The 15350-nt window shown below is 40.8% G+C and carries 15 protein-coding genes and 1 riboswitch; of the genes, 6 read left to right on the top strand and 9 right to left on the bottom strand.

Translation table 11 applies throughout. The features are described from left to right. Nucleotides 1-19: 19 nt before the first annotated feature. The 3 genes from V3595_RS17185 to V3595_RS17175 form a co-directional block, all read right to left on the bottom strand. Nucleotides 20-844 carry an MIP/aquaporin family protein gene (locus tag V3595_RS17185; protein WP_485908501.1) on the bottom strand — a complete coding sequence of 275 codons (825 nt, stop codon included), beginning with the start codon at nucleotides 842-844 and terminating at the stop codon, nucleotides 20-22. A 226-nt stretch (nucleotides 845-1070) separates the two neighbouring features. Further along, nucleotides 1071-1613 (bottom strand): glycerol-3-phosphate responsive antiterminator, encoded by a 543-nt coding sequence (locus V3595_RS17180; RefSeq protein WP_048683275.1) that lies wholly within the window; start codon nucleotides 1611-1613, stop codon nucleotides 1071-1073. A 172-nt stretch (nucleotides 1614-1785) separates the two neighbouring features. Then, nucleotides 1786-2205: a hypothetical protein gene (locus V3595_RS17175; protein WP_485908500.1), complete on the bottom strand. Its 420-nt coding sequence runs from the start codon at nucleotides 2203-2205 to the stop codon at nucleotides 1786-1788. A gap of 156 nt (nucleotides 2206-2361) precedes the next feature. After that, nucleotides 2362-2463, top strand: a riboswitch (SAM riboswitch). Between the two features lie 83 nt (nucleotides 2464-2546). On the opposite strand from V3595_RS17175, the gene V3595_RS17170 reads away from it, so the two are divergent. Next, nucleotides 2547-3650 carry a 5-methyltetrahydropteroyltriglutamate--homocysteine S-methyltransferase gene (locus tag V3595_RS17170; protein ID WP_485908499.1) on the top strand — a complete coding sequence of 368 codons (1104 nt, stop codon included), beginning with the start codon at nucleotides 2547-2549 and terminating at the stop codon, nucleotides 3648-3650. A gap of 145 nt (nucleotides 3651-3795) precedes the next feature. On the opposite strand, the gene V3595_RS17165 is transcribed toward V3595_RS17170, so the two are convergent. The 3 genes from V3595_RS17165 to V3595_RS17155 form a co-directional block, all read right to left on the bottom strand. Next, nucleotides 3796-4320, bottom strand: a complete 525-nt coding sequence (locus tag V3595_RS17165; protein WP_485908498.1) for a hypothetical protein — start codon at nucleotides 4318-4320, stop codon at nucleotides 3796-3798. Between the two features lie 279 nt (nucleotides 4321-4599). Further along, complete coding sequence (locus V3595_RS17160; RefSeq protein ID WP_485908497.1) at nucleotides 4600-5724, bottom strand: CaiB/BaiF CoA transferase family protein; 1125 nt, start codon at nucleotides 5722-5724, stop codon at nucleotides 4600-4602. 215 nt (nucleotides 5725-5939) lie between these two features. After that, on the bottom strand, nucleotides 5940-7421 hold the full coding sequence (locus V3595_RS17155; RefSeq protein WP_485908496.1) for an amino acid permease: 1482 nt from the start codon (nucleotides 7419-7421) through the stop codon (nucleotides 5940-5942). A gap of 442 nt (nucleotides 7422-7863) precedes the next feature. On the opposite strand from V3595_RS17155, the gene V3595_RS17150 reads away from it, so the two are divergent. After that, on the top strand, nucleotides 7864-9489 hold the full coding sequence (locus V3595_RS17150) for a M4 family metallopeptidase (protein ID WP_485908495.1): 1626 nt from the start codon (nucleotides 7864-7866) through the stop codon (nucleotides 9487-9489). A 274-nt stretch (nucleotides 9490-9763) separates the two neighbouring features. After that, a complete protein-coding gene (locus V3595_RS17145) occupies nucleotides 9764-10165 on the top strand; it encodes an SET domain-containing protein (protein WP_034310428.1) in 402 nt (133 codons plus the stop codon). A 179-nt stretch (nucleotides 10166-10344) separates the two neighbouring features. Here V3595_RS17145 and V3595_RS17140 read toward each other — a convergent pair whose 3' ends face one another. Together V3595_RS17140 and nagZ are read right to left on the bottom strand one after the other, a co-directional pair. Continuing rightward, entirely contained in the window at nucleotides 10345-10533 is a 189-nt protein-coding gene (locus tag V3595_RS17140) for a hypothetical protein (RefSeq protein WP_101223561.1), read from the bottom strand. A 91-nt stretch (nucleotides 10534-10624) separates the two neighbouring features. Continuing rightward, nucleotides 10625-11941, bottom strand: coding sequence for a beta-N-acetylhexosaminidase (gene nagZ, locus V3595_RS17135; protein ID WP_485908494.1), 1317 nt, complete (start codon nucleotides 11939-11941; stop codon nucleotides 10625-10627). A 104-nt stretch (nucleotides 11942-12045) separates the two neighbouring features. On the opposite strand from nagZ, the gene V3595_RS17130 reads away from it, so the two are divergent. Beyond that, on the top strand, nucleotides 12046-12399 hold the full coding sequence (locus V3595_RS17130) for a hypothetical protein (protein WP_485908493.1): 354 nt from the start codon (nucleotides 12046-12048) through the stop codon (nucleotides 12397-12399). Between the two features lie 64 nt (nucleotides 12400-12463). Here the strand turns inward: V3595_RS17130 and V3595_RS17125 are convergent, their stop codons facing one another. After that, nucleotides 12464-13246, bottom strand: coding sequence for a TrmB family transcriptional regulator (locus V3595_RS17125; RefSeq protein ID WP_350300401.1), 783 nt, complete (start codon nucleotides 13244-13246; stop codon nucleotides 12464-12466). Nucleotides 13247-13462: 216 nt separating this feature from the next. On the opposite strand from V3595_RS17125, the gene V3595_RS17120 reads away from it, so the two are divergent. Both V3595_RS17120 and V3595_RS17115 read left to right on the top strand, forming a co-directional pair. Continuing rightward, complete coding sequence (locus tag V3595_RS17120) at nucleotides 13463-14233, top strand: TSUP family transporter (protein ID WP_485908492.1); 771 nt, start codon at nucleotides 13463-13465, stop codon at nucleotides 14231-14233. 107 nt (nucleotides 14234-14340) lie between these two features. Beyond that, a complete protein-coding gene (locus tag V3595_RS17115; protein ID WP_485908491.1) occupies nucleotides 14341-15279 on the top strand; it encodes an oxidoreductase in 939 nt (312 codons plus the stop codon). The last annotated feature ends 71 nt before the right edge of the window (nucleotides 15280-15350 follow it).

Here is a 15350-nt window from a genome sequence, read left to right as displayed (position 1 = left end):
GTATGCCCCTCCTTTTAATTTAACTGGCGATATTTCTGCTTTCCAATTCATGTGAATGTTTTTTACCAAAAGCATAGGCTAATATCAATAGTACCAGGCTTGCACCCAAAACAGACCAAAATCCTGCTGTTATTTCCCCCATAAAGAATGCTTTATAACAAACGGCACCAAGTGAACCTCCAACAATCGGTCCAATGACCGGAATCCATGAATAGCCCCAATTGGAATTGCCTTTACCCGGTATCGGCAGCAAAAAGTGAGCGATGCGCGGCCCCAGGTCCCTGGCCGGGTTAATGGCGTATCCTGTCGTTCCCCCAAGTGACATCCCGATCACGACAATCAATAACCCGACTGCGAATGGGTTTAGACCCTCTGTAAAATCATTGGCACCTATAAATAATAATCCAAGAACAAGGATGAAAGTTCCAATCATTTCACTTAATAGATTTGAAAATGTGTGCGGGATCGCAGGTGAAGTCGCGAACACACCAAGCTTCGCTCCTGGATCATCCGTAGCTTTCCAGTGTGGCAAATAGTGCAGGAATACTAGAGTTGCGCCCAGGATTGCGCCAATCATCTGGGCAACGATGTAACCGGGCACATCACTCCAAGGAAATTCTCCAATAATGGCAAAACCTACTGTGACCGCCGGGTTTAAATGCGCCCCGCTTATGGACCCCACTGCAAAAACACCCATGGTAACGGCCAATCCCCACGCAATCGTGACAACAATCCAGCCGGCATCTTTTGCATAGGAACCCTTTAAGGATGAACCAGCCCCAATACCTGCTCCGAATACAACTAATATCATCGTGCCTAACACTTCTCCCCAAAATGGAGTCATGATAAAACCCCTCCCCTGATAAATTTTTAAACCTTGCCAACAAATAAAAGGAGATCCACAGCAGAACTATCTTCATAAATAAATTATGAATAGATCTGTTGTGAATCTCCTAGTCTCCGTCACATATATTAACTTGTACTGTAAAATATACTAGGTTATGAAAACGCTGTCAATATTTTGTGAAAAATTAATCTATTTTTCTGTAATTTTTTTCAAATTTCCCCTATTAGACGATATCCCATAATTCAGTTTTGGATGTGGTGATAGACGAAGCTCCAGCATCAAGGGCATTCAGGACTTCATCCGAAGTACGTATGAGGCCGCCTGCAAAAATCGGTGTCTGCAATCGTTCCTTCACTTCTTTAATCATCCATGGCATGGCGCCCGGCAATACTTCGATATAATCCGGCTTGGTTTTCTGCACCAGCTTATAACTTTTCTCAAGCGCATGTGAGTCTATTAAAAAGATTCGCTGGATGGCAATGACCCCTTTTTGCTTCGCCTTCAATATAACGCTTGATTTAGTCGAAATCAGCCCATAGGGATTATATTCCTGACAAATGAATTCTGTCGCGTACTCATCACTTCTTATGCCATGGATCAAATCAACATGATAAATCATTTTCTTATTATGCTGTTTTGCCATCATACTTACATTTTTCAATTGTGATATATGCAAATCAAGAAACACACCTATTTCATAGGAACTTTCTAGAAATCTTTCAAAATCCTTCATGCTTGCTGAAGCAGGCAAAATCTTTTGATCCATCATTATCCTCCTCATTCCCAGAAAAACTCAAAACTTCAAGTTATTTAGTATATTTTAAAGAGCTTGATTTATCAATCACATTTTTTTCATGACCAATCTCACCATAACACTAACATACCTGGCACTCCCTTTATAGATTGCGGATAAGGTTGTATGTAAAATATCCCTTAACTCATAAAGAAAGTTTCATTTTCAATGCACCTTCGACAAGTTCATACGATTTAATTGTGCCCACCGGAATTTTTCTCACGATGTTCCAAGCATTAACATTCATTTTGATCGTTCTTTTTTCAAATTCAAAAAATGGCGGCCTGTTAAATATCCTTTGGTTGATGAAATCCCTGTCAATTGGTTCCATTTTCACTAATTCAAATGAAATCATTCTTTTTTCAACGTGTACCGGAATTAATGTAATCCGGAAAGCTACGTCTTTCCTAAACATCATTTTTTTCACTTCCATCGTTCCGGAAATCACTATTTGCTTTGGCGTAATCTCGACTTTAATATCCGGACCAGATGATTTCATTTTTATGATTCTCTCTATCATAGCTTCAGTTACCGTTATCGGTATGCCACTTTTGAATGGACTCATCCTTGCATTCCCTCCCCACTCAAAGCATATGCCGGATTCCCTGATGCCGTTAACATTTCAGCGTGAATTAATAATCGGTATATTCTAAATATTCAACCTCTAACGCTTGACCTTTGTAAAAACTACCTGTATAGTCATAATTAATTTAATAGACAACTCTTATCCAGAGAGGTGGAGGGACTGGCCCTTTGATGCCTCAGCAACAGACTGATCATGTACTGTGCTAATTCCAGAAGTGTAAAAACTTGAAGATAAGAAGAGTATATAGCTTTGTTGCCAACACCTCTTCTTATTTTTTAAGAAGAGGTGTTTTATTTTTAAAAGGAAAGAAGGAATGCAACATGTCAATCACATTAACGAAAGCACCATTCAGGGCCGATCACGTCGGAAGTTTATTAAGACCAGAACGTTTACATATTGCCAGAAAGAACTATAAGGAAGGTACCATATCAGCAGAGCGGCTTCGGGAAGTTGAAACCGAAGAAATCAATCGGATTGTCGATAAACAAATTGAAGTTGGATTAGAGGCTGTTACGGACGGCGAGTTCAGACGAACATGGTGGCACTTTGACTTCCTCGAACATTTAAATGGCATCGAGGGATATGTGACTGAAAAAGGTCTCACATTCGATGGTGTGGAAACAGAGAGATATAACGTTCGCAATACCGAGAAGGTTTCATTCAATTCTGAACATCCCTTCATTAGTGATTTCATTGAATTGAACAAAATCGTGAACGGACGTGCCATTGCCAAGCAAACCATTCCCAGTCCGAATCAGTTATTTGCTGCAGGCATTCATAATGAAGACATTTACCCTGATATTGAAGATTATGCAAATGATATCATCAAGGCGTATCAGCATGCTTTGGAAGCCTTTTATGAAGCAGGTGTGCGTTATCTTCAATTGGATGATGTATATATTGCCAGACTTTCAGCTCCAGATTTCCAGTTCAAAGATGGAAAATATACGAGGGAACAGTTAATTGATCTTGCACTTCGTGTCATTAATGGAGCATTGGAAGGCAAACCAGAAGACCTTGTCGTCACTACCCACCTTTGTCGTGGAAACTATCAGTCGACTTGGGCGTTTGAAGGAAGCTATGCCCGTATCGCTCCAACTTTATTGGCAAAAGAAAAAGTGGATGGATTCTTCTTGGAATATGATGATCAACGCTCAGGGGATTTCAAACCATTGGAATACATTCCAAATGGCGGTGCACAGGTTGTACTGGGGGTCGTCACTTCAAAAAATGGTGAAATCGAAGACAAGGAAGCTGTTAAGGCACGCATTAAAGAAGCCTCGCACTTCGTTCCTCTCGAACAATTATGCTTAAGCCCTCAATGCGGCTTCGCCTCCACCCATCACGGCAACAAGCTAACCGAAGAACAGCAATGGGAAAAGCTGAAATTCGTCGTTGATGTAGCAAAAGAAGTGTGGGAATGATTTTTTTGCGGAAACTTTAATACTGATTTATAAGATTCAACAACCTAATCGGCAATATATAAGCGTGCCGATTAGGTTAATACTTAAAATCCTAAAACTGAAAGCAAATAAAAAAAAGAACGGCCACCACAGCACGTCCCCTTTTTTACTTGCAACTATCATCATCATCCATTTTCTTCACAACTATATCATCCGTCACCCTATCTTCCAGCTTGTTCCTCAAGGCCAATTCCGCAGCCTTCCCATCACTAGGCGATCCGTCCGAGAAATACATCGGAAACAAGGAAAAAAACATAATATAGAAAGAAAAATAGATAAATTGATACCAGATTACCGAGCTGTCCAGGATATTCTGATACACTAAGCTATATATAATCAGCATGCTGACTAAATTAAAGATAGACCCGCCTAAATATATCAGCGTATTCGTCAATCGATTGTCATGTTTCAATCCCTTGAACTCGCAAGTCCCATTCCAAAAATAATATTTCCTCACCTCTATGTTCCGAAAGGCGAAAAGTTTATTACCACAACCGATCAAGATTTTCTTTTCTGATCCCCCAAAGATCGTAACAAAGAAAATATGCCCGCTCAAATGTATCAGCGTAACGATTGGCATGATCAAAAAAAAGGAAAATAGAAATTTAATGATATCAGAGAGACCAAACATGTTTAATCAACCCTCCTTACCAGAGCATTTTCAGGATGCTACTCTGATACCCTGCCCACACTAGTTATAACTAGTAAATTTTCACAGTAGTAATATGTTGCTTTCCACATGTGATAAGAGGATAATTTGTTCTCTTCTGCTTAATCCGGCCTCCCACCGATTAATTCGACCTATCTCCAGCTATATTCTACCTTCCTCATGCTTTTTCCGGCCTTCAAAAAAAAACAGGCTATCTCCTTCCCAAAAATTCCGGAAAAGTGATAGCCTTTACATCTTTATTTAGCGATTGGGGGTGCGAAGAATTTCTGCGTTGTTTTGTCCTGGCCTCAAGCCAGCATGTTTATATTCAGGGGTAAAAACCGATGTTTTGATTGGGCAGGCGATTTGCTTCTGGACATTTCCTTTTCCGTCAGGTACCTCGACGATCATTCCCCTCTCCTTCAATTGGGGGTGTTCGGCCGCTTCGGTGAAGGTCAGCACTGGTTCTGCGCAGGCCTCGAAATCAGTGAATATTTCCTGCCATTCATGAAAATCTCTTTCAAGGAAAGCCAGTCGGATGGCCGTTTTAAACCTGATTCCGCTTTCTTCATCGCTTTTCATGCTCAGTTCATACAACTCGGGTGCACCGATTGCTTCGCATAATGCTTTTCGAAATGGGGGCTCAAGGCTTCCTACCGAAAAATGGCGTCCATCTTTCGTTTCGTAAAAGTCATAAAAGGACCCTCCGTTTAACATCATTTTTTCTGGTTCAAGTTCGAGGCCCCCTTGTAAATTCAAAGGTGCGGATATGGCATTCAAGGTAAAACTGCAGTCGGTCATGCTGATGTCGATGGCTTGGCCGAAGCCCGTTCTTTCCCTGTGAATGACTGCAGATAATATACCGATAACAGCATGCAATGAGCCTCCGGCAAGATCTGCTATTTGGGTTCCGTTTTTTGCCGGTCCGCCCTTTTTCGTACCGGAATAGCCTGATAAGCCTGCAATCGAAATATAATTGATATCATGTCCCGGTCGGTCTTTATAGGGACCAGTCTGGCCGAAGCCCGTGATGGAACAGTAAATCAGCTTTGGATTGATCGATTTTAATGCCTCATACCCCAGTCCCAGACGTTCCATGACACCTGGACGGAATTGTTCAATGACGATATCGTATTCCTTCACTAGTTTTTTTACGGATTCGATTGAGTCAGATTGTTTTAAATCCAGTGTGATCGACTTCTTCGATCTGTTAAGATATTGGTTCACACCCCATGAATCCTTTGCTCCCGGCCTCTCTACCTTCAAAACATCCGCTCCTAAATCCGCTAGCATCAAAGTGGCAAATGGGCCTGGCAGTAACGTTGAAAAGTCCAATACTTTTAAATGAGTCAATAAGGTCATCAGCCGTGCACCTTCCCTTTCCATTGAAAATATTAAAAGCTTTCCGCGTCGTTCTGTGCATTCAATTTAGCAGAGATTACGATTATCATATAACACCTCTCCTCGGATATGTATAAATTTCCATTTAACAAAAATAAAAAGCTAGGAATCGGCTTCCTAGCTTTTTGATAATGAGCCTAACAAGTAAAAGCCGGACAATTCAATACTGCATTGTCCGGCTGATTTCACTTTAAGGTTGTTCATTCATATTTTTTGTCAAAGTCAAATTCGACTTCATCAAGTTTAACGAATTTAGTTTTTCTTATTAGTTTATAGCCAAACCATAGACCAAGGAAAAGCGGGATTCCCAGGTATGCAGCTATAACACTGCCCCAATCGATCTGGTCTGAGAAAAAGGCTTGGATATTTTGGGACAGGATGACGATCATGCCAATTAATATGGCAAAGATCGGACCTATCGGGAACCATAATGCCTTATATGGCAGCTTCTCCAATGAATGGCCTTGAGCGATGAATGCTTTCCGGAAACGGTAATGGCTGATGGAAATGCCCAGCCAAAAGATGAATCCTGTAATTCCAATGGCATTCATTAACCAAATATACACTTTACCATCACCGAATACGGAGGCTAAAAAGGCTAGCATGCCGATGGAACATGTCAAAATCATTCCTGCAACCGGTACTCCGCGTTTATTAAGTTTTGCAAAAATACGCGGTGCTTGCCCATCTTTTGCCATTGAATATAACATACGCGTTGATGCATATAGACTGGAGTTACCTGCTGATAATACCGCTGTTAAAATGACTGCATTCATAAGCGAAGCAGCAAAGGCCACTCCAGCTTTTTCAAAAATGAGCGTGAATGGACTTACCATGACGTTATCGCCTTGTAAACTTGGGTTCGTATAAGGGATAAGCAGTCCTATTACGAAGATTGCAAATACGTAAAAGAGCAGGATTCTCCAGAATACACTTTTAATGGCCTTCGGTATATTCCTTGCTGGATCTTCACTTTCACCGGCAGCCACACCGACAATTTCAGTACCTTGAAAAGAAAAGCCAGCCGCTATGAATACAATGAAGACACCCATGAACCCACCCGGGAAAGGAGCCTCATCGACAGTGAAGTTTTTAAAACCTACTGCTTCGCCGCCCATAATGCCGACGATCATTAGCAGCCCGACGATTATAAAAATAACGATGGCCGTGACTTTTATGAAGGAAAACCAGTATTCCCCTTCGCCATATCCTTTAACGGATAAATAGTTCAATAGGAAAATGAGCACTAAGAATGATGAACTCCACATCAATGATGGACTATTCGGAAACCAGAATTTCATGATCATTGTCGAGGCTGCCAACTCTGCCGCTATCGTCATCGACCAATTGAACCAATACGTCCATCCCAAGGCAAACCCAAATGCCGGATCGACGAATTTCGATCCATAGGTACTGAATGAGCCGCTTGTCGGCATGAATGCTGCCAGTTCCCCTAAGCTCGTCATCACAAAGTACACCATTGCCCCAACTAAGGCATAAGCAAGTAATGCGCCGCCTGGTCCAGCTGTATGAATGGCTGCCCCGCTGCTGAGGAACAGCCCGGTGCCAATAGCCCCACCAATGGAAATCATCGTTAAATGGCGGGATTTTAAACCGCGCTTTAGTTCTTGTCCTTCTTGCTGTGGAGGATGCAAGATGTCATGTTCTTGTTTTGGTATCATAAATTTTCATCCCTTTCTATATAAGCGCTTTCATATATGGAGAAATCCATTTAATAAATTTTCCTATTTCATAGACTTTCAAATAGACCTAATTTACAATTCGAATTCCTTTTCTGAATATATGCAATTTTCATGCCAAGTTTATAAAACGCAATATTCAACAAATCATCAAAAAAATCGCCTTAAATAGACAAATTTTTTTGCACTTTACGCCATGTTTTTTTGCACATTATGCCATGTTTTTTTGCACTTTTATTCATTTGGTTCAATTTTAATACATTCCAAATATTACTAAAAGAATATATTCAAAGAATATTTCTATCAAAATCCATTTTTCTCCATTTTATTCCTTTAAATGTCATATTTTTCGCAAGTTTTCTCCATTTGATAATAATATGAAACGATGTAAAAATGAGGTATTCTCATGAAGGAGTTGAGTGTAATGAAAGGTAAGGTATTTTTAGGAACTGCACTATCCATCGGTCTATTATTTTCTGCCATTCCCCATCAAGAAGCTTTAGCGGCAAAAAATGTGTTAAGTGTTGAAAAGTACAATAAGCATAAGGATTCGCTAGAATACAAGTCTGGGAAACTTACGGATCCCTCAAAGCAAACGGCAGAAGAGATCATTCTTACCTTTTTTGATGAAAACAAAAAGTCTTACAAGCTAGAAAAGCAAAAGGCGAAAGACTCCTTCACGATCGAGAAAGAAAGCAAGGATGAACTAGGCAATACCGTCCTTAGATTGCAACAAACCTATAAAGGTGTACCTGTATGGAATTCCACACAAGCAGTATTGATTGACGCTAAAGGTGTATTGACCGTCGTATCCGGTACGGTTGAAGCCAATCTAAACACGAAATTAGGCAAAAAGGCTAAAAAAGGCATCAGTAAATCCGAAGCTATCAAAATAGCGGAAGCTGATCTTGGGTTCACTCCTGCCTATGAACAATCACCTGAATCTGACCTATATGTATACGCGAATGAAGGCAAGGCCGATTATGTATATAAAGTCAATTTGAAATTCTTAAGTCCGGAACCAGGAAATCATAATTATTTCATTTCAGTCAAAACGGGTAAAATCCTGAATAAATATAATACACTAGATGAAGTGACGGGAACCAATTCCGTCGGAACGGGCACGGGCGTCTTAAACAACACCGTGTCGCTGAACACTACCTTATCCAACGGTCGATACTACTTACAAGACAATACACGCGGTAAAGGTATCTTCACTTATAATGCCAATAACCGTTCAAGATTGCCTGGTACACTCTTTTCAAACACAACAAATGCTTTTACAGCTTCTGCCGATAAAGCTGCGGTGGATGCCCATTATTATGCGGGTAAAACCTATGATTATTACAAATCGACATTTGGACGGAACTCTTATGATGGAAATGGAACCATCCTGAAATCAACCGTCCATTATGGCTCAAGATACAATAATGCTTTCTGGGATGGTACCCAAATGGTTTACGGTGATGGAGATGGCACGACGTTCATCCCATTGTCCGGGGGTCTCGATGTCGTTGCACATGAACTGACGCATGCGGTGACTTCCTCGGAATCGAATCTTACCTATCAATATGAATCCGGTGCTTTGAATGAAGCGATATCTGATATTTTTGGCACCGTTGTAGAATTTAAGAATCAAAGTGCCAAAGCCGATTATTTGGTCGGGGAAGATATTTACACTCCTAACATTTCCGGTGATGCACTACGCTCGATGGCTAATCCAACATTGAATGGTGACCCTGACCATTATTCGGACCGTTATACAGGAACGGGTGATAATGGCGGAGTCCACACGAACAGCGGAATCATTAATAAGGCAGCTTATTTAATCTCTGCAGGCGGAACCCATCATGGCGTGAGTGTATCCGGGATCGGCATTGATAAACTAGGAACCATCTTTTACCGGGCAAACACAACTTATTTAACTACCTCGTCGACTTTTTCACAAGCTAGAGCGGCAGTCATACAAGCGGCCTCTGATTTATACGGTTCAAGCAGTGCAGAAGTCACGGCTGTCAAAAATGCCTTTACAGCTGTCGGTGTGAATTAAGAGATTTACCTATATATCAAACACCTCCCTAGCTTCACCTCTAGCGGAGGTGTTTTTTCTTATGCGGGGCTATCCCGATTATTTGAGCAGTTCGCTACCTTTTTTCGGCCTTCAAGTGAAGAATTCCGTCCTTTGGTACGGGGAGAGCCTCAATAAAAACAATCTTGTCGTTTGCTAAAAATGATTAATTCCGTAAAATAGTTGCTTTTCTTGTTATTAACTGTCAAGCTTAGATGATCTGGACTATATTGAATAGAACAAGTAGGTGACGAACATGATTGAAGTTAAAACTTCCACACTCAGTGATGGTGAGTTCAATAGAGGCGTATTCGCAACACGAGATATTAAAAAAGGTGAGCTTTTGCATGAGGCACCTGTCATTGCATATCCAAACGAGGAGCATGTTTTCATAGAGAAGACATTGCTGGCTGATTATGCGTTTGAATATGGTATAAACCATACTGCCATGCTTTTAGGCTATGGCATGTTGTTTAATCATTCTTATACACCCAACGCTACGTATGACATAAACTTCAAGAATCATACGTTTGATTTCTTTGCTTACACCGACATAAAAGCAGGAGAAGAAATCCTGATTAATTATAATGGTGAAGTCGATAATGAGGATCCGCTTTGGTTCAATAAAGAAAATGACGGTGAAGATGAAGCTGAATGATCATTGATCATTCATGAAAGCACTTGTACTTTTGAAAGACCTGTCCAAGGGTCTTCGAAAGAGGCGGGTGCTTTTCCTTTTTCCTTTTACCTGCTTGATGAATTCACTGCTGGATTTTACTAAAAGGATATAAGCAATAAAAAACCCCATTAAGAATAACTTAATGGGGTCATTTCACCTTAACGTACGGATGGGTTACTTGATTTCGTTTTGGTTATTGATTGGAATTGGCCCTTAACCTTATCAATGGTTTCTGGTGTGGCTAGAGACCTTATTTGACTCATCGTTTTTTCACGGGTTTTCTTATTGCGCATTAAAAATGCGGCTGCTCCTATCAGGACGGTTCCAAGCATTTTGTTTGATGGCATGTTAGTTTCCTCCTTCAAGTTAGTCCTATATAGTATTCCCCCTATCAGCTAATTTAAACAAAAGCATACTTTTGAGAGAGCGGTTTCGCTTTTATTCATCCTCGCTCAGGCTTTCGATAAACTTTATGCTTTCGGGATTTTTCACGACTTTTTCAGCTTGATCCGGGTCAGCTTTCGTTTGCTTCATGTTGTTAAGTTTATATGTCAGCACTCTTTTCACTGACTCGTCAATTCTATCCATTGGAACTTCCCCTGCTTTTACTGCTTGCAGTAATCCGTTATATACCTCAAGCTCATGGGAATATTCATGACAGACAAGTAATAAATCAGCTCCTGCAAGGATTGCCTGCTTCCCCATCTCTTCATAGGAGAAATACTTGTTCACAGCACCCATTTCCAAATCGTCTGTAACGACAAGTCCTTCATATTTAAGTTTCCCCCGAAGCAGGTCTTCGATGATGATTTTGGAAAGGCTTGCTGGTTTTTCTTTATCATAGGCTGGATATTTAATGTGGGTCACCATCACGAAAAACTTTTGGTTATCCAGTTCACTAATGATTTGCTTGAAAGGATAAATATCCGAATTTTCCAGATCAAGTTGGTTTGCCTCCACGGATGATGTTTCGACATGCGGATCGATTTCGCTGCGTCCGTTTCCAGGAAAGTGCTTCAATGCACCAGTTATCGATACATCGTTCAAGCCTTGAATGGCTTTCTTTCCGTATTGATACACCTTTTCCGGATCTTGTCCCAATGAACGCTTATCCGTTTTCGATAGATCAAGAACAGGGGCGAAATTAATGTTAATCCCCATGGAGCCCAGTTCTGTACCATTCAATTTGGCCACTTTGTACACGTCTGTAACAGATGCATTTTTTCCAAGGTCCTGTTGCGCAGGGAGGGGCGATACCCTTTCCTTCATCCGAATGATGTCCCCGCCTTCCTGATCGATGGCCACCATCAACGGAAGCGAATGGGCACTTCGATCGGCCGTTTGCTGAAGCGAATTGGATAACCTAGCCACTTGTTTAGGGGATTTCATATTGCGGTCAAAATAAATGACGCCCCCTATATGTTTTTGTTGGATAAGCTCCGTAATTTCACTGCTCTTTTCGGTTCCCTTGAAACCGACCATCATAAGCTGTCCGATTTTTTCTTCAAGCGTCATTTTTTTCAGCAATTTTTCTATTCTCTCATGATTATCCGCACCGGCGTCTTTCCCTTTTTCCGCTCTGGAATTCACATCCATATTCAACTGAATGAACACCACTGTAAAAGCGAGAATTACGATGAGGAAAAGACCCCAATATATATTTTTTTTACTCTTCATGCTTTGACCTTCATTGACATTTTCTCTGTCCTTCCTTGATAGCCCTTTTATTGATTTCGCTGCACACTTCTTAATCATGTTCATAAAGTGACAATTCTATATCATCATTGCGGATTTTTTTGAATAAAGCATTAGCCGCGTACCATACTACAAACATAGCCTAATTAAAAGGAGATGCCCCCATGAACGGAATCTTGAAGAATATTGCCGTCACCTTCAGTCATGCAGTCGATTATGCAAAAGAAAAAATAACGGCCATTACAGGAACAACTTCTGTTACGATAACGGAATTGAGTGAGCACATCATCAATCAGCCTGAAACAAAACTAATCAGGAAAAACCTTTTAGGTATACATTTTTCTTTTTATCATTTACAAAAAGAAGACGTTACGTACTATTTGGAAATGAAAAGCTCACAGGTTCTCCAGTTGGATGTTCGAGCGCATAATCATACGATTGTGTCTTACAGGTCTTATAGAGATAAATCAAGCTTGCCCACGGCCATTAGATTTCCTAAAACCCTTCTATCCGAATGACTTCGTTACAAAAATAAAAAAGCTGATATCCCCTGCATATGGGGTTATCAGCTTTTTTTAAATCTTATAGGGAGAAAAAACGGTCTCTTTCACTTGAAATCCATTTCTCTGCATCTTCTTCATCCTTTTTAACCAAGCGGTTAACGAGGATATCATGCCAAATGTAATTTTCGAGAAAATTGATATGAATGGGATCATCTGTGTAAAACGCCGTTTCCCTCGTTTCGGGAGAAGGGCCGTAAATCGTCTCCTTGCCATCGATGGATAAGATGAACCATTTGTTTTCTCCGATATTTTCCACATAGCTTGTTTTTCGATGTATATCTATACCTGATAATGGGTTTTCAACCTGAAATGCAATCCCCTTGAGAGTGCAATGCCCGGCGACCCCTTTTAGCTCTTGTTCAAGTTTTCCATACATCTCGTCCCATAAGGAAACCACCACCCTTTTCTCGGCTTTGTGAATCAAAGTACGGCAGAAGGATAGGATGTGCCCTTCACCCTTAAGCGTCATTACACGATTGTCAGACATCGGTTCGATTTTCTCGAATTGCTTTAGTGTATGGCTGATGGATTGATAGGTATTGTTCCATTTTGATTGAACCGATTCTAAAAAAACATCGACTGGTAGCGGTGAATATTGTATCGAGTCATTGATTTCCTCTTTTAAGACGATTCCTTCTTCTTGCAGTCCATTTAATATTTCATAGATACGGGCCCTTGGAATTCCTGATTCCTTGCTTACTTGATAGGCACTGGTTGGGCCTTGGCGAACCAAAGAAACATAAGCCTTTGCTTCATATTGACTAAACCCGAGAGACTGTAGTTTTTGAATGATATCTTGCATAGTACCTCCTAGTGCTTTTAGTAAGTTATATGCCTATCATACCAAATCTCTTATCGAAATCTATTTGATTTCAATCGGTATGACTCATAATATTCTTATTTACAGAACGGTTTCTATTAGTTACTATCTAAATAGTGACTAATTAAAAAACTTGGGTTATGACTTCAGCAAAACAAGCAATCCAGCCATAATGCCATTGATACGGAGGCTTCTTAGATGGAAGATATACAAATTTCAACACTTTTGCTGCTGATGTTTTTCGGATTTTTGGCAGCATTCATTGATTCTGTGGTCGGCGGCGGTGGCCTGATTTCCATACCCGCTTTATTATTTTCAGGACTTTCCCCGTCAGCAGCGATCGCAACGAATAAGTTAGCAAGTTCCATGGGGTCTTTAACAAGTACCATTGCCTTCATTCGCTCAGGTAAAGTTGATTTCAAATTGGTTTCCAAACTTTTCCCACTGATTTTCATAGGTTCCCTGCTAGGGGCTTGGGTTGTCAATTTCGTCTCACCTGAATTATTAAAACCAATGATCTTGGTTCTATTAATAGCTATTGCCATTTATACCTTTTTTAAAAAGGACTGGGGACAGAAATCGACTTACCATAAACTCACATGGCAAAAGACTGCACTATTTGCGTTCGCTATATTTGCCATTGGTTTTTATGATGGTTTTTTGGGCGCTGGAACGGGATCTTTCATTTTGTTTGCCTTTTTAATGATTGGCTTTGATTTTTTGCACTCTGCAGGAAATGCAAAATTTTTGAACTTCGGAAGTAATTTGGCAGCACTGATCATGTTCATATTCCTTGATACCGTCAACTTTTCCTATGGAATACCGATGGGGATCTCCATGATAGCAGGAGCATTGGCCGGTTCTAAATTTGCCATTAAGAAGGGAGTGGCATATGTAAGAGTATTATTTATCATAGTAACCGTCATTCTGATCATGAAAAATTTAATGGATTACTTAATGGGCGGCTAATTTTTTTAAAAAATAGAATTCAGCACCTGATTCCCGCCACAGTATGTGACATATAGGAATTATTTGGGTATATGATAGGTATAGACTGTGTGGAAAGGTGTGGTTGGATGATTGAAAAGTGGAATGGCGAAGAAATGGCAGATGTATCAGGGCAAACCATTGTGATTACTGGTGGCAATAGTGGGATTGGCTTCGAAACGGCTTTTGCACTGGCTGGTAAGGGGGCAGAAATCATCCTTGCTGTCCGGAATGCTTCAAAGGGAGAAAAGGCCGTCGATAGAATCTTATCGGTCCACCCTAAGGCAAATGTACGTGTGATGCAGTTGGATTTAAGTGACTTAAGCAGCATTCGTCATTTTGCTGATTCCTTTCAGGAAAACTATGACTCACTCTCCGTCCTCATCAATAATGCAGGTGTGATGATTCCGCCATACAGTAAGACGAAGGATGGTTTCGAGCTGCAATTCGGCAGCAATCATCTCGGACATTTTGCTTTGACAGGTCTCCTTCTTCCGCGAATCCTTTCTACGCCAAAATCGCGTGTGGTCACATTGAGCAGCTTGGCCGCCATCAATGGATATATAGACTTCGAAAACCTAAATGGCGAAAACGGTTATAAACCAATGAAATACTATGGGCAAAGCAAGCTGGCCAATCTACTCTTCGCCCGCGAATTACAGAACAAATTCAACCAGCATGGTGCAAGTCAGATCAGTGTTGCCTGTCATCCGGGCCTTTCCCATACTAACCTCATGTCACGCGGATCTGGCAAACCCATAAATAGATTCGTGCATTTCCTTTCAAAAACCATCACCCAGCCGGCAAGTATGGGAGCATTGCCTACCCTTTATGCCGCAACGGAACTTACATTAACAGGCGGGGAGTATATCGGACCCGATGGAAAGAAGAGCAGAAAAGGCTTTCCTAGAAAAGACGATATCATCGATACCTTATATAATGAAGAAACTTCGAAAAGATTATGGGATATTTCAGAAACCTTGACAGAGGTCAAATATCGTTTCACTGTAAGCATTACGCCAAAATGACTCTATATTTCCCCTGTTTTCTCATGTACAGTGCTAAAAAAGAGGGAGCATAATGCCCCCTCTTTTCGCTT

It is taken from the genome of Bacillus sp. CFBP9009, from assembly GCF_036541465.1.
Classification (GTDB): Bacteria; Bacillota; Bacilli; order Bacillales; family DSM-1321; genus Peribacillus.
Note: the sequence above shows the minus strand (reverse complement) of the source record. Positions and strands in the feature narration are given on the sequence as shown.